The organism is Streptomyces sp. YIM 130001 (assembly GCF_003574445.1).
Taxonomy (GTDB): domain Bacteria; phylum Actinomycetota; class Actinomycetes; order Streptomycetales; family Streptomycetaceae; genus Streptomyces.
Window position 1 is genome coordinate 1 of the sequence record NZ_KZ984563.1, and the last position, 16,075, is coordinate 16,075.

At 70.2% G+C, this 16,075-nt stretch carries 15 protein-coding genes; all 15 read right to left on the minus strand.

Translation table 11 applies throughout. The features are described from left to right. A partial coding sequence (locus DSC45_RS25720) for a flavodoxin-dependent (E)-4-hydroxy-3-methylbut-2-enyl-diphosphate synthase (RefSeq protein ID WP_162929351.1) occupies positions 1 to 304 on the minus strand: 304 nt, incomplete at its 3' end. Positions 305 to 308: 4 nt separating this feature from the next. Beyond that, positions 309 to 1,331 (minus strand): adenosyl-hopene transferase HpnH, encoded by a 1,023-nt coding sequence (gene hpnH / locus DSC45_RS25725; RefSeq protein WP_119294331.1) that lies wholly within the window; start codon positions 1,329 to 1,331, stop codon positions 309 to 311. 7 nt (positions 1,332 to 1,338) lie between these two features. After that, complete coding sequence (locus tag DSC45_RS25730; RefSeq protein WP_119294332.1) at positions 1,339 to 1,980, minus strand: phosphorylase family protein; 642 nt, start codon at positions 1,978 to 1,980, stop codon at positions 1,339 to 1,341. Then, the gene (gene shc / locus DSC45_RS25735) at positions 1,980 to 3,947 is read right to left on the minus strand and encodes a squalene--hopene cyclase (protein WP_119294333.1); all 1,968 of its coding nucleotides are present in this window, start codon (positions 3,945 to 3,947) and stop codon (positions 1,980 to 1,982) included. Before shc ends, DSC45_RS25730 begins: the two co-directional genes overlap by 1 nt. Positions 3,948 to 4,072: 125 nt before the next feature. Next, the gene (locus tag DSC45_RS25740) at positions 4,073 to 5,185 is read right to left on the minus strand and encodes a polyprenyl synthetase family protein (protein WP_119294334.1); all 1,113 of its coding nucleotides are present in this window, start codon (positions 5,183 to 5,185) and stop codon (positions 4,073 to 4,075) included. Next, on the minus strand, positions 5,182 to 6,585 hold the full coding sequence (gene hpnE / locus DSC45_RS25745) for a hydroxysqualene dehydroxylase HpnE (RefSeq protein ID WP_205571436.1): 1,404 nt from the start codon (positions 6,583 to 6,585) through the stop codon (positions 5,182 to 5,184). The genes DSC45_RS25740 and hpnE overlap by 4 nt, the downstream gene beginning before the upstream one ends. Positions 6,586 to 6,736: 151 nt before the next feature. Further along, positions 6,737 to 7,657, minus strand: coding sequence for a presqualene diphosphate synthase HpnD (gene hpnD, locus DSC45_RS25750; RefSeq protein ID WP_119294496.1), 921 nt, complete (start codon positions 7,655 to 7,657; stop codon positions 6,737 to 6,739). Positions 7,658 to 7,692: 35 nt separating this feature from the next. Further along, a complete protein-coding gene (gene hpnC, locus DSC45_RS25755; RefSeq protein WP_240434851.1) occupies positions 7,693 to 8,583 on the minus strand; it encodes a squalene synthase HpnC in 891 nt (296 codons plus the stop codon). Between the two features lie 324 nt (positions 8,584 to 8,907). Further along, the gene (locus DSC45_RS25760) at positions 8,908 to 9,693 is read right to left on the minus strand and encodes an ABC transporter ATP-binding protein (RefSeq protein ID WP_119294336.1); all 786 of its coding nucleotides are present in this window, start codon (positions 9,691 to 9,693) and stop codon (positions 8,908 to 8,910) included. After that, the gene (locus tag DSC45_RS25765) at positions 9,686 to 10,624 is read right to left on the minus strand and encodes an ABC transporter permease (RefSeq protein ID WP_119294337.1); all 939 of its coding nucleotides are present in this window, start codon (positions 10,622 to 10,624) and stop codon (positions 9,686 to 9,688) included. The genes DSC45_RS25760 and DSC45_RS25765 overlap by 8 nt, the downstream gene beginning before the upstream one ends. Before the next feature lie 102 nt (positions 10,625 to 10,726). Continuing rightward, the gene (locus DSC45_RS25770) at positions 10,727 to 11,629 is read right to left on the minus strand and encodes a glycosyltransferase family 2 protein (protein ID WP_119294338.1); all 903 of its coding nucleotides are present in this window, start codon (positions 11,627 to 11,629) and stop codon (positions 10,727 to 10,729) included. Further along, entirely contained in the window at positions 11,626 to 12,405 is a 780-nt protein-coding gene (locus tag DSC45_RS25775) for a CDP-alcohol phosphatidyltransferase family protein (RefSeq protein WP_119294339.1), read from the minus strand. Before DSC45_RS25775 ends, DSC45_RS25770 begins: the two co-directional genes overlap by 4 nt. Then, a complete protein-coding gene (locus tag DSC45_RS25780; protein WP_119294340.1) occupies positions 12,383 to 13,447 on the minus strand; it encodes an iron-containing alcohol dehydrogenase family protein in 1,065 nt (354 codons plus the stop codon). The genes DSC45_RS25775 and DSC45_RS25780 overlap by 23 nt, the downstream gene beginning before the upstream one ends. Next, on the minus strand, positions 13,435 to 14,172 hold the full coding sequence (locus tag DSC45_RS25785; RefSeq protein WP_119294341.1) for a phosphocholine cytidylyltransferase family protein: 738 nt from the start codon (positions 14,170 to 14,172) through the stop codon (positions 13,435 to 13,437). Before DSC45_RS25785 ends, DSC45_RS25780 begins: the two co-directional genes overlap by 13 nt. Then, a complete protein-coding gene (locus DSC45_RS25790; RefSeq protein ID WP_119294342.1) occupies positions 14,169 to 15,971 on the minus strand; it encodes a DUF5941 domain-containing protein in 1,803 nt (600 codons plus the stop codon). The genes DSC45_RS25785 and DSC45_RS25790 overlap by 4 nt, the downstream gene beginning before the upstream one ends. Positions 15,972 to 16,075: the final 104 nt, after the last annotated feature.

Consider the following 16,075-nt stretch of genomic DNA (forward strand, 5'->3'; position numbering starts at 1 on the left):
GAAAGTGAATATCCGCGATCACCGGAATCTGCGACTTCTTCGCGATCACCGACAGCGCGTCGGCGTCATCCTGCGTCGGACACGCCACACGCACGATCTGACAGCCCGACGCCGTCAACTCCGCGATCTGCTGCAGCGTCGGGCCGATGTCCGACGTACGCGTCGTCGTCATCGACTGCACCGACACCGGGGCGTCGCCACCCACCGCGACCGAACCCACCTGGATCTGCCGCGAGCGACGCCGCTCGGCAACGGGTTCGGCGGGGACGCCGGGCAGACCCAGGGGGACAGGTTGGCCACTCATGGCCTCAGCCTCGGTTCCCGGAGACGGTTTCGCGGGCCGCCCGCAGCGACTCCTTGAGCGACCCCATGGTCGCGAGCACGGCGGTCGGTTCGTAACCGCAGTGCGCCATGCAGTTGTCGCAGCGCGGGTCCTTGCCCCGGCCGTACTTGTCCCAGTCGGTTTCTTCGATGAGCTCGCGGTACGTCGGCACGTAGCCGTCGCTCATCAGATAGCAGGGCCGCTGCCAGCCGAACAGCGAGTAGTTGGGGATCGCCCAGGCGGTGCACGGGAAGTCGGCCTTCCCCTCGAGGAAGTCGAGGAACAGCGGCGAGTGGTTCAACCGCCAACGGCGCCGATTGCCGCCCGCGAAGGCCTTCTTGAACAGTTCCCTGGTCTGGTCGACACCCAGGAAGTGGTCCTGGTCGGGCGCCTTTTCGTAGGCGTAGGCGGGCGAGATCATCATCTCGTCCACCTCCAGGTCGTCATTGAGGTAGTTGAGGACCTCGATGATCGTCTGAGGGGTGTCGGTGTTGAAGAACGTCGAGTTGGTGGTGACGCGGAAGCCGCGCCGCTTGGCCTCCTTGATCGCCTCGACCGCCTCGTCGAACACCCCTTCCTTGGCGACGGACTCGTCGTGCCGCTCACGCAGACCGTCGATGTGGACGGCGAACGCGAAGTACGGGGACGGCTTGAACTTGTCCATCTTCTTGCGCATCAGCATCGCGTTGGTGCACAGGAAGACGTACTTCCTCTTCGCCACCAACTGCCGCACGATCTCGTCGATCTGAGGGTGCATCAGCGGTTCGCCGCCGGCGATGGACACCATCGGTGCGCCGGATTCGAGCACCGCCCCGACGGCCTGGGCGACCGGCATGCGCTGCTTCAGGACACCTGCCGGGTGCTGGATCTTCCCGCAGCCCTCGCACGCGAGGTTGCAGGCGAAGAGCGGTTCCAGCTCGACGATGAGCGGGAACTTCTCCCGCTTGCGGAGCTTCTGTTCAAAGAGATACGTGGCGACCTTGACGGTCTGGCGGATCGGCATAGCCATATCTCGCTCACCTCCTGGGGAGCAGCAAAGAACGGTGCCATTCATAGAAAGCGGGAAGTACCGAACGAAGAACGCGGAATGCTGATATTCCACCGCGCACCGTGCCGATACGGACCAGTTCATGTTCTGGAGCGTCCACGACCACCCGTACGGCCGCAACCGGGCGTGGCCCCGACCGCACAGCCGTCCGAAGCGTCGCCGCCGACTCCATGTCGACCGCGATGGCGCCGTCCGCGAGCAGCGCTGCCCGCTCGTGACCGCGCACCACATGGTCGGACCCGGTCATCGGACCGGTGTGCACGGTGCGCTCGGGCAAGGCTGCGACCAGCTGTTTCACCAGCACGTCGGTGGCCTCGCAGCGGACGGCGCCGTGCGGATCGCGCGTTTCCTCGGCGACGACCAGGTCGCCCGGGTGCATGCCGGGGGCGAGCCCCGCGCAGAACCCGGTGGCGATGACCGCCGCGTCCCGCAGGGCGGAGCCACCGAGCGCCCGGGTGACGGCACGCTCGGCTGCCTTCGGGCCCATCCCGGTGCGCAGCACGGTGACGGGCACCCCCTCGCCGCTACGCTCGCGGGCGCGCAGGGCCAGCCGCTCGATACCCAGTGCACAGGCGACGAGCAGCGGAGTCGGCCCCTGGGTCGCGCCCATCAAGCCCCCTCGTGGCCGGTCCCGCGGACGTATCGGCCCAGTGCGGTGAGCGGGAAGACCTGGCGGTAGAGGTGGTAGTTGATGGAGAAGTCCCACGGGAAGCCGGTGCCGGTGAAGTACGGCTCCTCCCAGGTGCCGTCCGGATTCTGGGTCTCGGCCAGCCAGGCCACGCCCCGCTCCACCGCTTTCGACTCCTGCTCCCCCGCGGCGAGCATGGCAAGGAGTGCCCAGCCGGTCTGCGACGCGGTGGACTCGCCGCGGGCCACCCAGGCGGCGTCGACGTAGCTGCGCAGGTCCTCACCCCAGCCGCCGTCGTCGTTCTGCGTCGACTCCAGCCAGTTGACGGCGCGGCGGATCGCCGGGTGCGAGGCCGGCAGACCCGCTGCGGTCAGGGCCGGCACCACGGACCCGGTGCCGTAGAGGTAGTTGACCCCCCAACGCCCGAACCAGGCCCCGTTCGGCTCCTGTTCGGCGAGCAGCCACTCGATGCCGCGCCGGGCGGCGGGCTCGTGCGCCCGGCCCTCGTAGGCGAGCATCTCGACGACGTGGCCGGTGACGTCCGCCGATGGCGGGTCGATGACCTCGCCGAAGTCGCAGAACGGCAGCCGGTTCGGGAAGCCGCTGGTGTTGTCGACGTCGAAGGCTCCCCAGGCTCCGTTCTTGGACTGCATGCCGACGTTCCAGCGCACGCCCCGCTCGATCGCCGCATCGAGGCGCTTCTGGTCGGGGTGCGCCACCCGGCGCAGCGCCAGGACCACCTCCGCGGTGTCGTCCATGTCGGGGTAGTTGTCGTTGTGGAACTCGAACGCCCAGCCTCCGGGCGGTAGTTGGGGTCTGCGCACCGACCAGTCCCCCGGACGTACGATCTGCTCCGCGAGCATCCAGTCGGCCGCCCTGATCAGCTGCGGATGGTCGGCCGGCACGCCGGCGTCGGCGAGCGCGATCGTCGCCAGGCAGGTGTCCCAGACCGGGGACTGACAGGCCTCGATCATCCGGGCGCCGTCCTCGCGCCAGATCGCGAACCGGTCGAGCGACTCGAGTCCGGCCCGCAGTACCGGGTGGTCCAGGTCGTAGCCGAGCAGGTGCAGCGCGATCACCGAGTACACGGCCGGAGGCTGGATTCCGCCCCAACAGCCGTCGTTCTCCTGGCGTTCCACGATCCACCGGGCCGCGGACCGCATCGCGGCCTTGCGCAGTCCGGGCACCGCGACCTTGTGGTACGTGTGCAGGGCCCTGTCGAGGCGTTGGAAGACGCCGTCCCAACTGGCCACCGGCGCGAGCGGCTGCGGCGGGTTGGGTACGGCGGGATCGGTGTGCAGTTCGTCCAGCGGGAACGGCGCGGGACGCACCGGACGCTTGGCCGAGACGACGGTGAGCGGCACGATCGTCTGCCGCGCCCAGCAGCCGAAGTCGTAGATGTTGAGCGGGAACCACTTGGGGAAGTAGATGAGTTCCGGCGGCAGTTCAGGCAGGTCGTCCCACTTCCACCAGCCGAACAGAGCGAGCCAGATCCGGGTGAAGACCCGGCTCCTGGCGATCCCGCCCTTGGCCCTGATCCACTCCGCCGCCTTCGCCATGTGCGGGTCGTCCGGCGCGTCACCGGCGAGCCGCAGGGCCACGTACCCCTCGATGGTGGTGGAGAGCTCACCCGGGCCGCGGTGGAAGGTCGCCCAGGTTCCGTCGTCGCGCTGCTCGCCGCGGATGAACAGGGCGGCGGCCTGCGTGGTGCGCTCGTCCCTGATGCCGAGGAACTGACGCAGGAGCAGGTCCTCCGCGTCCATGGTGACGTTGGTGTCGAGGTCGCCCTTCCACCAGCCCTGAGCGTCCTGGCGGGAGAGCAGAAAGTCGGTGGCGAGAGCCGTCGCCCGCTGCGCCGCGTCGAGCGCGGGGCGTGCCTCGCCGGATTCCTTGGCCGAGGGTGCGTGGGGCGGTACCGCTCCAGTGCTTCCGTCGGTCGTCGCTGTCATGGCTTCCCCTTCGTGCAGTTCGACTTCTGCTGTGCTGGGGTATGCCGTCGGCCGGTGCGTGGAGCGCCCTGATGCGCGTACCGCGCACCGGCCGGCGACTGCGAGTCATATGGAGTTGGTGGCCATCATCTCTTCCGTACGACGACGAAGTCGGCGAGCGCGACGAAACGCGCCCGCACCTGTTCGGGCATGTCGATCTCGTCGAGAGCCTCGACCGCGGTGGTGTGCTGGCGCCGCGCCTCGGCAGCGGTCCAGTCGCGGCCGCCCGCCTCTTCGATCAGCGCGGCGCGAGCGGCGAACTCCTCCTCCGAGAAGTTCTCGAAGTCGCTGCTCTTGGCGTCCTGGGCGAGCAGCTCACCGAGCTGCTCGGATGCGGGCCCGTCCGCCGCGAGCGCGGCGACGACCGGCAGGGATTTCTTGCGTTGGCGCAGATCGCTCCAGGTCTGCTTGCCCGTCGCCTCCGGGTCACCCCAGATGCCGAGCAGGTCGTCGATGGCCTGAAAGGCGAGTCCGAGGTGGTAGCCGTAACGCTCGAGGACGTCGGCGGTACGGTCGTCGGCGCCGCCGAGCACCGCGCCGATGGAGGCCGCGCAGGCGAGCAGCGCGCCCGTCTTGTTGCCCTCCATCTCCAGGCATTCCTCGACGGTGACGCGCTCGCGGTGCTCGTAGCTGATGTCCTGAGCCTGGCCGTCGATGAGTCCGCGGGTGGCGGCGGTCAGCCGGCGGGCGGCGCGGCCCGCCTCGACGGTGCCGAGTTCGAGGAGTACTTCGTTGGCGAGGGCGAACAGCGCGTCCCCGACGAGGATCGCCTGCGCGGGCCCGTGCACCTTCCATACGGTGTCGCGGTGCCGGCGCTGCTCGTCACCGTCCATCAGGTCGTCGTGCAGCAGCGAGAAGTTGTGCACCAACTCCACCGCCACCGCACCGGGGACACCGGTCTGCGGCGGGGCTCCGGCCACCTCGGCGGAGAGCAGGGCGAGGGCCGGGCGTACGGCCTTGCCGCCGTCGCCGTCGGAGGGCCGTCCCTCCGCGTCGATCCACCCGAAGTGGTAGGCGGCGACCGTGTCCATGGGCGGCGCGAGCCGGTCCACGGCCGCGCGCAGCACCGGCGTGGCCAAGGTCCGCCCGCGCTCCAGCAGCGCGGGCACGTCGGTGCTCCCTGCGGGGGTGGCAGCCGATTCGGCCGAGGGCACAGTCGGCACAGTCTCTCCTCTGGTTCCAGTTCTGGTGCTGCTCATGCGGCCTCCCGGAACAGTCGGTTCCTGGGGCGCCCGAGCGTGGTGAGCGCGGCCTCTGCGGCCTGGGTGCCGCTACGGACGGCGCTCTCCATGGTCGCGGGCCAGCCCGTGGCGGTCCACGCTCCGGCCAGGTAGAGGCCGGGTGTACGGGTCCGGGCACCGGGCCTGAGCCGGCCGACCCCCGGGGTCGGCGCGAAGGTCGCCGTACGCTCCCGTGTCACGAAGAAGTCCCGTACGCCCGCGCCGCGTGCGGCCGGAAGAAGCCGCTCCAGCTCGGGCAGATAGCGCTCTCTGAGTGCCGCCACGGGTGCGTCGATCTCGTCCTGCGCGACCGACTGGGAGACGGCGAGGTACTGTCCGCGGCCGGTCAGACCGGAGGCCGCCGTACGGTCGAAGACCCACTGCACGGGGCTGCCGAGCGCCGCGAAGAAGGGGCGCTTGAGCACCTTGCGGTCGTAGACGACATGCAGGTTGAGGATCGGGGCGGTGCCGATGCCGAGGAGCGCGTCCGGGTGGTCGAGGGACCCCTCGGGCAGCAGGGCGTGCGCTTCCTGTTGCGGTACGGCGAGTACGACGGATCCGGCGTCCAGGCGCTCGCGGTCCGTCTCGACGCTCCAGCCACCGCCGTCGGTTCGGCTCAGAGCGCTGACCCTGGTGCGGGTCTCGACGCGGACTCCGGCCTTGTCGAGTGCCTTGCGCGCGAGGGTGTCGTGGAGGTCGCCGAGCGGGACGCGAGCCCAGCCGATGTCGGCGGCGCCTGGCTCGCTGAGCAGTCCGGTCTTGAAGACCATGGCGGCAAGGGCGAGGGAGGCGTCGTCCGCGGTGGCGTTCAGGGTGGCGACGCCGACCAGGTCCCAGAGTGCCTCGACCGCTCGCGGCGACTGCCCGTGCCGGGCCAGCCAACGGCCGAAGTTCTGCTCGTCGAGGGCGGGGTCGGCGAGGTCGAGCCCCTTCAGGGCGAGTGCGGCCCGGCCCACGGCGGCCCGCTCGAGCAGCGACAGGTGCGGGTACCGGACCAGGCTCGACGCGAGATGCAGCGGCACGGGGAGCTCGCTGCGGCGCAGCCGCCCGAGCCGGTTCCGGTCGGCGTCGAGGACGGGTACGTCGAGGCGCTCCTGCAGCGGTGCGAGGTCAGCGCCGTCGATCCGGTCGAGGAACCAGCGATACGCCGTGCAGCAACGCAGGTAGACGTGCTGGCCGTTGTCCACGGTCAGATCGCCGCGGCGGAACGAGAACGCGAGCCCGCCGAGGCGCGGCCGCCCCTCGAGCAGGGTCACCCGCAGCCCCGCGTCGGCCAGCGCGAGCGCGGCGGTGATTCCGGCGAGTCCGCCACCGACGACCACCGCGGCCGCCCCGTCGGGGCGGCCGTCCGATTCCGTGCCCTGCCGGTCGGGCGGCATGTCGTACATGGTCATGCGCCCTCCCCTTCCGACCTGCCGCCGGTGCACGCGCGGAAGGTCACCGCAGTCAGTGACGCAAGGCCGCGCGCCGGGGTTGCCCGGCGCCGGATGGTTTCTCCTCGCCCCGTGGACGGGTGGGCGGGAGTGCGCATCACGTACGCCTCCTGGCGCTCTGCCGGGAGACGTGTCGTGCGTCAAGACCGGAGAGTCCTCGTACGGCGACGTAGGCCTTCTCCCGGCCGGGCAGCGAGACGCGGCCGCGCAGCACGGCCTCCGGGTCGCGCTCGATGCGGTCGAGGAGGCGGCGGTAGATCCCGGCCATCGCTGCGACGCAGGCGCCGCTGCGCCGGTCGAGCATCGGTAGCAGCCGGTAGCCCTCGGCGAACAGCGCTCGGGCCCGCCGCACCTCGAAGTGCACGAGCCCGGCGAAGTCGGCGCCCGCCGGGGGCTCGGAGGAGGCGAAACCGGCCGAGCAGCCGAACTTCGCGAGGTCGTCGGCAGGCAGGTACGTGCGGCCTTCTTCGGCGTCCTCGCGCACATCGCGCAGGATGTTGGTGAGTTGCAGCGCGAGACCGAGAGTGTCGGCGTACTCCGGGGCGCGCTCGGCCTGCCGTGCGCCGGGTTCGGTGCCGAACACCCCCAGCGAGAGCCTGCCGATGGCCCCGGCCACACAGCGGCAGTAGACCTTGAGGTCGTCCCAGGTCTCGTAGGTCTCTCCGGTCACGTCCATCAGGACGCCGTCGATGAGCTCGTCCAGCCCGCCGAGCGGCACCGGGAACGTCTGTGCAGCGTGCGCGAGCGCCACCGCGACCGGGTCGGTGTCGTCCTCGTCGACCGCTCCGTCCCGGATCCGGCCGAGCAGGCTCCTGGTGTCCTGGAGCCGGGCGTGCTTCACCTCGGGCTCGAGCGGCCCGTCGCCGATGTCGTCGACCCTGCGCGAGAACGCGTAGAGCGCCGACATCGCCTGCCGCTTCGGAGCCGGCAGCAGCCTGATGCCGTACGCGAAGTTGCGCGCCTGCTGTCCCGTGACGGCCTCGCAGTAGCTGTACGCCGCGCGCACCGGCGCCGGCATCTCCTGGTGTTCCTCGGTGTCTCCCACGGTGCGGCTCACCCCTCTCCTCTCAGGGTCGCGCCCACCTCGCGCAGCAACCGCGGCTTGGTGGGCTTGGGCGGTCCCTGAAGTACGTCGAATTCCGCGGCCTCGACCGCCCGCAGCGCCGCACGCCCCCCGGCGACGAACCCGGCGAGCAGCAGCCGGAGCCTGCCCTGCACGCTACCCACGAGCGAGGTGCCCTCATTCAGGAGTCCGCGGGCGCGTTCCGCCTCGAAGGCGACCAGTGCGCGCACCGATGCGCCGGCGCTCGGCGCAGCCAGATCGTCCTCGCTCACCCCGAAGCGCAACATGTCCTCGGCCGGCAGGTAGATACGGTCCTGCGCCAGGTCCTCCGCGACGTCCTGCAGGTGCTCGACGATCTGGAGTCCGCTGCAGACGGCGTCCGAGCGGCGGACCCGTTCGGGGCTGGTGGTGCCGGTGATGGCGAGGACGAGGCGGCCGACCGGGTTCGCCGACAGTTCGCAGTACGCGAGGAGGTCGTCGTAGGTCGCGTAGCGGCGCACCGACTGGTCCTGACGATTGGCCTCGATCAGGCCGGTGAAGGGGTCCGGTGTCAGGCGGTGGCGGCGGACGGTGGGCTGCAGCCTGCGCAGCAGCGGATGGCGGGGGTCGCCGGAACCGAAGACGCGCCCCAGGTCGGTCTCGAAGGCGTCGAGCATCACGAGCCGGTCGCATGCCTCGTCGGGGTCCACGCCGAGCGCACGGGCGTCGGCGCCGCCGGGGGCGAGGTCGCCGTCACCGATGTCGTCGACCAGACGGCAGTAGCCGTAGACCGCCATCAGATCGGCACGCCAGGCTCGGGGCAGGAAGAAGGGGGCGACGGGGAAGTTCTCGTCGGCAGCCTTGTCCAGGGTCGCCCGCGCGGGGGCGCCGGGGCTGGTCACCCGGCCGCCCGTCACCGGGCGCTGCCTCGTACGGGAACGGCTGAGGCCCCTCGGACCTGGGAGTCTTCCGTAGCCATCGCCGTCACATCTCCCGTTCTACACTGCGGACCCAATGCATCCCATTTCGGACACGCCGCCGCCCGGTCCAGCTTACGTTGTACAGGCACGGGCGGTTTGCCGGGGTGTACCGCGCTTCTCCACAACGCACTGATTCGCGTCAACATTCCTTCCCTATACACGAGTTGACCCCCGAACCGACAGAAGCGCGTTGCATGCTTCGGCCCCGCCGGGCTCTGCCGACGGGGCCGATAGCAAGGTTCACCGCTACTTCGAGGTGAACTTCTCGTACTCCTTGAGGACCTCTTCGGTCGGGCCGTCCATGCGCAGTTCGCCGCGCTCCAGCCACAGGACGCGGTCGCAGGTGTCCCGGATCGACTTGTTGTTGTGGCTGACCAGGAAGACCGTGCCGGCCTCCTTGCGCAGCTCCCGGATCCGGGCCTCGGAACGCTTCTGGAACTTGCGGTCTCCGGTGGCGAGGGCCTCGTCGATCATGAGGACGTCGTGGTCCTTGGCCGCCGCGATGGAGAAGCGCAGGCGGGCGGCCATGCCGGACGAATAGGTGCGCATCGGCAGGGTGATGAAGTCGCCCTTCTCGTTGATCCCCGAGAAGTCGACGATGTCCTGGTAGCGCGCCTTGATCTGCTCGCGGGACATGCCCATCGCGAGCCCGCCGAGTATGACGTTCCGCTCGCCGGTGAGGTCGTTCATCAGGGCCGCGTTCACGCCGAGCAGCGAGGGCTGGCCATCGGTGTAGACCTTGCCCTTCTCGGCGGGGAGCAGGCCGGCGATGGCGCGCAGGAGCGTGGACTTGCCGGAGCCGTTGGAACCGATGAGGCCGATGGCCTCGCCGCGGTAGGAGGTGAAGGAGACCCCCTTGACCGCGTGCACCTTGCGTACGCCGCGCTCCTCGCCGCGCTTGACGATGCGGCTGAGGGCCGATGTGGCGCTGCCCTTGCCCGTCTTGGTGCCGTTCACGCGGTAGACGATGTGCAGTTCGTCCGCGATCACGGTGGGTACGTGCGCCCTGTCGGTGATCTTGTCGTCAGCCACGGCCGTACTTCTCCTCTGCCTTCCAGAAGTAGATGAAGCCGATGACGCCCGCGACGACGGCCCAGCCGACGGCGAACGCCCACACATGCGACGGCAAGTACCTGTCGTAGGTGTAGTCGTCGATCAGCGCGAAGCGGATCAGGTCCATGTAGACCGCGGCGGGATTCCACTGCAGAACGTCGCTGACCCAGCCAGGCACGTCCTTGTCGGCCAGCATCGCCGGGATGCTGAACATGACGCCCGAGGCGTACATCCACGTGCGCATCACGAACGGCATGAGCTGCGCGAGGTCCGGAGTCTTGCTGCCGAGGCGGGCGAAGATCAGGGCGAGGCCGGTATTGAAGACGAACTGCAGGATGAGGGCCGGCACCACCAGGAGCCAGGACCAGGCGGGGAAGATCCCGAAGCCCAGCATGATCACCACGAGCACGACCATCGAGAACAGCAGCTGCTGCAACTGCTGCAGTGCGAACGAGATCGGCAGCGAGGCCCGTGGGAAGTGCAGCGCTCTGACCAGGCCCAGGTTGCCCGAGATCGCGCGTACACCCGCCATGACCGAGCTCTGGGTGAAGGTGAAGACGAAGACGCCGGTGACCAGGAACGGCACGTAGATGTCGGTCGGAATGCCTCTCCTCGCGTCGAGGAGCAGTCCGAAGATGAAGAAGTAGACCGCCGCGTTCAACAGCGGCGTCACCACCTGCCAGAGCTGGCCGAGCTTCGCCTGGCTGTACTGCGCGGTCAGCTTGGCCTGCGAGAAGGCCAGGATGAAGTGCCGCCGTCCCCACAGCTGCCGGACGTACTCGAAAAGACCGGGCCGGGCGCCGCTCTGGGACAGGCCGTACTTGGCGGCGAGCTCGGCCCTGGTCAGCCCGTCGTCGGGCGACGGTGGGGCACTCACCGCGACACCCCCGTCATGCGTTGTCTCACTCACAAGTGGAAACTTTCGTCCTCATAAAAGCGCAAACCGGATCACGCACGCAGCCTCGGACAAGAGCCCGGGGTCACGGCCCGAATGCTTGTCGACACGAGCTTGTCAGATGACGGGGGGCCGGCCCAGTCGGGTCAGCCGCCATACCGTACGCCACTTCATGGGTCGCCTGGGGCCGCAGGGCGTCGTCCAGCCTTCCTTGAAGCCGCCGAACCAGGCCTTGAGTGCGGGGCGCGAGGGGCGCCTGGCCAGGGTGAGCAGCATCCAGACCCCGAGGTAGACGGGGACCAGGGGGGCGGGGAGATTGCGGCGGGCGAGCCAGACCCGGTTGCGGGCGACCATGCGGTGGTAGACCGCGTGCCGGGACGGTGCGGTGGTCGGGTGGTACAGGACCATGTCCGCCCGGTAGTCGATCTGCCAGCCGGCGTCGAGGGCCCGCCAGGCGAGGTCGGTCTCCTCGTGTGCGTAGAAGAAGTCGTCCGGGAGGCCGCCGACCTGGGCGATCACCGTGGAACGCACCGCGTTCGCGCCGCCGAGGAAAGTGGTGACCCGGGAACTGCGCATCGGGTCGGCCGCACGCAGGCGCGGGACGTGCCGGCGCTGGGTGACGCCGGTGTCCGGGTCGGCGATGCGGAAGCTGACGATGCCGAGCTCGGGGTCCCCGGCGAAGGCCTCGCGGCAGAGCCGGGCGGTGTCGGTGTTCGGCAGCAGGCCGTCGTCGTCCAGGAAGAGCAGGATGTCGACGGTGTAGCCGGTACCGGCCTCGTCGCGGAACGCCTCGATGCCGACGTTGCGGCCGCCGGGGATGCCGAGGTTCTCGGGGAGCTCGACGGTCCGTACGCCCTCGGGAACGTCAGGGACCGGGGAGCCGTTGCCGACGACGACCACCTCGACCGGGTCGCCCTCCTGCTTGGCGACCGAGTCGATGAGGGCGCGCAGTTCGTCGCGGCGGTTGCCCATCGTGATGATGACCGCGCCGGCCTTGAGGGATTCCGTGGACGTAGTCACTTGAGCCTGCTCGAGACGAGGACGGACACGAGGTGGAGCACCGTCTGCAGCAGCGCGACACCCGCGACCACGGCGACGCCGAGCCGGGTGAAGAACAGGTCGTCCCGGATCTGGTCCACGATCGCGAGGACCACGATGAGGAACGAGGCCTCGACGCCCTGGATCAGCCGGTGGAACTTGAGCGCGGCCGCCGCCTTGCGGGCGAGCGCCATCCCGGAGGAGCGCGGCTCGGCGGCCGACTCCTTGACCGGCGGAAGCCCGCCCTGGTGCCGGGCCACGCCGACGAGGTCGGTCTCGGCCTTGATCAGTACGGCGCCGAGTGCGGCGAGGGTGCCGAGGAAGGCCCAGAGCCAGTCGATCCGGCCCTCACCCCACAGATCCGCGGCCCGCAGGCCGAAGCCGAGGAGGACGGCCGCGTCGCACAGGTACGCGGCGACCCGGTCGAGGTAGACGCCGGACAGCGAGAACTGCTTCTTCCAGCGGGCGACCTCGCCGTCCACACAGTCGAGGAGCAGGTACAGCTGCACCATGACGACGCCGAGGACGGCGCCCCAGATGCCCGGCACCAGGAGTGCCGGGGCGGCCAGGGCACCGGCGACGGTCATCAGGTAGGTCAGCTGGTTCGCGGTGATCCGCGTGTTCACCAGGTGGCGGTCGATGCGGAGGGAGACCTCGCGCATGTAGAGCCGGCCGGCCCAGTGCTCGCCGCTCCGCCGGTCCTTCACCCCCGGAGGGTGAACGACCGGCCGGAGTTCAGCTACCGATGGCTTTTGCATAGTCGGCGTATGCGTCCCTGATCTGGTCGGCGGACAGGTCGAGGTGCTCGAGGATCGTGTAGCGGCCGGGCCGGGTCTGCGGGGCGAACGCCACGGCCTCGTGCAGGTCCGCGTCGCTGAAGCCCATCTCCCCCGGGAGCACCGGCAGTTGGTGCCTGCGCAGCGTCTCGGCCATGTGCTGTGCGGTGGCGATGTCACCGCGCAGGAACGTGGCGAACGCGCCGCCGAAGCCGCACTGGTCGCCGTGCGGCGCATTGCGCTTCGGGAACAGCAGGTCGAAGGCGTGGCTGATCTCGTGGCAGGCGCCCGACGCCGGACGGCTGTCACCGGCCACGGACATCGACATCCCGCAGAGCACCAGGGCCTCGGCGAGGGTGGTGAGGAAGGCGTCGTCCCGGATGGAGCCCGGGTGGCGAAGGACAGCCTCGGCGGCCTGTCGGGCCATCGCGGCGGCCAGGCCGTCGACCTTCTCGCCGGTCTCGCGCTGGGACAGTTCCCAGTCGGCGACAGCGGAGATCTTGCAGATCACGTCGCCGATGCCGGCCCGGATGAACTCCGGCGGCGCCTCGCGGATGACGTCGAGGTCGATGACGATCCCGATCGGGTTCGGCACTCCGTAGGAGCCCCGGCCCGCGTCGTTGTCGAGGGTGGCGACCGGCGAGCACAGGCCGTCGTTGGCGAGGTTCGTGGCCACGGCGACCAGCGGCAGACCGACCCGCGCTGCGGCGTACTTCGCGCAGTCGACGATCTTGCCGCCGCCGAGGGCCACCACCGCGTCGTAGCGGCCGCCCTTCTTTATCGAGTCGGCCAGCTTGACGGCACCGTCGATGGTGCCGTCGGCGCCGGTGAACCAGTCGGCGTCCGGCAGCGCGGGAGCGAAGCGCTCCCGCAGGGCCAGCCCCGAGCCGCCGCTGATCGCGAAGGCCAGGCGACCGGTCGGCGCGATGCGCTGGTCGGACAGGATCGTGCCCAAGTCCTCCAGCGCACCGGACCGGATGTCGACGACGACCGGCGAGGGAATGAGCCTCGTCAGTACTGGCACGCGATCTCCCGCCCCTTGGCCAGGTCGTCGTGGTTGTCGATCTCGACCCACTTGATGTCGCCGATCGGCGCGAAGTCGATCTTGAAGCCGCGGTTCACGAGCTCCTGGTAGCCGTCCTCGTAGTAGAGGTCGGGGTCGCGCTCGAAGGTGGTCTTCAGGGCGTCGGCGAGCTCGTCGGCGGCGGAGCCCTCGATCAGGGTGACGCCGATGTACTCGCCGGTGGCCTCGGAGGGGTCCATCAGCTTGGTGATCTTCTGGACGCCCTTGTCGGCGTCCGCGACGACCTTCATCTCCTCGTCGGCGAGCTGCTTCACCGTGTCGAGCGCGAGGATGATCTTCTGGCCGTTGCCGCGGGCGGCGAGCAGGGTCTTCTCGACGGAGACGGGGTGCACGGTGTCGCCGTTCGCGAGGATCACGTCGTGCTTGATGGCGTCACGGCCGCACCACAGGGAGTAGGCGTTGTTCCACTCCTCGGCCTTGTCGTTGTCGATGAGCGTCAGCTTGAGGCCGTACTTCGCCTCGAGGGCCGCCTTGCGCTCGTACACGGCCTCCTTGCGGTAGCCGACGATGATCGCGACCTCGGTCAGGCCGATCTCGGCGAAGTTGCCGAGGGTCAGGTCGAGGATGGTGGTGTCACCGTCGACGGGCACCAGAGCCTTGGGCAGGGTGTCCGTGTAGGGACGCAGACGCCGTCCGGCGCCTGCCGCAAGGACGAGGCCGATCATGCGGGTTCTCCTTCATCGTGTACGGCGGGGGCGCCACGTTTGCCGGCGCTGACCCAGAAGCGGATGCTCTCGAAGAGCACCACGAGTGCCACGGCCACGGCGAGAGCCGTGAGCGTGACGGTGAAACCTTGTGCGGACAGCACGGCTGCGGCGATCGCGACCACCAGCGTCCTGCCTTCGTGTCCGCCGATGACCCGCACGAGCCAGTGCGGAGGCGCGCCGGTGCCGCCGCGAATGCGGTACACCGTGTCGTAGTGATGGTAGGCGACCGCGGCCACCAGCCCGAAAGCCGCGGGCAAGGCACCGTTCACCTCGGCCCTGGCGGCCAGCACGAGGATCGTGCCGTACTCGGCGGCGCGGAAGAACGGCGGCACCAGCCAGTCCAGCGGGCCCTTCAGCGGGCGGGCCACCGCGAGCGAGGCGAGCAGGACGTACAGGACCGCGCCGATCACGAGCGTGAGCGCGTCGTCAGCGAAGGCACAGCCGACCACGATCGCGCCGCCGGCCAGGGCGAGGACGGGCGGCAGCAACTTGACCGCGGGGACCCCGCGGCCGAAGCGCGCGATCACGGTGGCGAGCGGTCCGCTGTCGGCCAGATCGGCGAGTGCCTGCGCGGCTCGGTCGGTGCGCCCGGCACGGCGGGTCAGGGAGCGCAGGACGCGGCCCGCGGTGGTGTAGCAGGCGGCGAAGGCGCAGCCGATCAAGAGGACGTAGAAGGTGATGCGCGGCGTTGTGAGCGCGGTCAGTACGGCGATCAGGGCCCAGCGTTCACCGATCGGCAGGATGATCATCCGGCGCAGCCAGACGGTCCATCCGACGCTGTCGAGGCGGCCCGAGAGCGCCGCGGTGGGGCTGGTGTTGGCGTTCGCGACGATGCTGTCGGCGTGCGCCTCGTTGAACGAGAAGTCGACGACGTGCCGGCAGATCTGCAGCACCATCGCGCCGAGAGCCAGGGCCCAGACGTCGTCCCCGCCGCGAGCTGCGCCGAGGGCGAGGCCCGCGTAGTAGGCGTACTCCTTGGCCCGGTCGAACGTGGCGTCCAGCCAGGCGCCGAGCGTCGAGTACTGCAGCGAGTAGCGGGCGAGCTGCCCGTCCGTGCAGTCCAGGACGAAGGAGAAGAGGAGCAGTACACCGGCGGCGACGAAGCCGCCGCGGGTGCCGGTGGCCGCGCAGCCGGCCGCGATCAGGGCGGTGATCAGCGAGGCGGTGGTGACCTGGTTCGGGGTGAGCCCGCGGCGCGCGCACGAGCGGGCGATGTAGCGGGAGTACGGGCTGATGCAGTACGTGGTGAAGAAGCCGTCGCGGGACTTGACCGCGGTGCGCAGTCGCACGGCCTCGTCGTCGACGGCGGCGACGGCGCTCGCCGCCTCGTCGCGTTGCTCGGGCCCGGCGGGCACGGTGGCGACCAGGGAGCCGAGCTCGGGGCGGTACAGCTGCGAACCCTCGGCCGTGAGTTCGACGTCGATGCGGTCGGCGACGGAATCCACGGCGAGCGCGTCACCGCTCGCCTCACCCACGGCGCGCAGCAGGGTCCGGCGGGCGGCGGGCTGCACGGAGAGCGCGCCCGGCACCGCCCCCGCCGGGAAGCGCGGGTCGGTCAGGGCGAGCCGCAGCGCGTGCACGTGACCGACGAAGCCGGGGTCGACGAGGGCGACCCGTTCACCGGCGGGCACCGCCGCGAGCAGTTCACCCGCCTCGGCGGCCGAGGCAGCGGTCCGCACCTGGAAGCCGAGGTCGCCCAGGTCGCCCTCGAGCGACGATCCGGGGACCGGAGAGCCGGTGAGGATGGCGGTCGACAGACGAACTCACTCCTTGAGGGGCCGGGCGCCTGGTCGGCGCACCGGACGGCATGCGAGGGCCTCAGGGACGAGTTCGGCCCTGGCCCTGGCGGCATGTCGGCAGA

Bases quoted from the DNA above. Each gene is read 5' to 3' on its own strand.
- hpnH (WP_119294331.1), bottom strand. From the start codon at position 1,331: ATGGCTATGCCGATCCGCCAGACCGTCAAGGTCGCCACGTATCTCTTT.
- DSC45_RS25730 (WP_119294332.1), bottom strand. From the start codon at position 1,980: ATGGGCGCGACCCAGGGGCCGACTCCGCTGCTCGTCGCCTGTGCACTG.
- shc (WP_119294333.1), bottom strand. From the start codon at position 3,947: ATGACAGCGACGACCGACGGAAGCACTGGAGCGGTACCGCCCCACGCA.
- DSC45_RS25740 (WP_119294334.1), bottom strand. From the start codon at position 5,185: ATGAGCAGCACCAGAACTGGAACCAGAGGAGAGACTGTGCCGACTGTG.
- hpnE (WP_205571436.1), bottom strand. From the start codon at position 6,585: ATGCCGCCCGACCGGCAGGGCACGGAATCGGACGGCCGCCCCGACGGG.
- hpnD (WP_119294496.1), bottom strand. From the start codon at position 7,657: ATGCCGGCGCCGGTGCGCGCGGCGTACAGCTACTGCGAGGCCGTCACG.
- DSC45_RS25775 (WP_119294339.1), bottom strand. From the start codon at position 12,405: ATGCAAAAGCCATCGGTAGCTGAACTCCGGCCGGTCGTTCACCCTCCG.
- DSC45_RS25785 (WP_119294341.1), bottom strand. From the start codon at position 14,172: ATGATCGGCCTCGTCCTTGCGGCAGGCGCCGGACGGCGTCTGCGTCCC.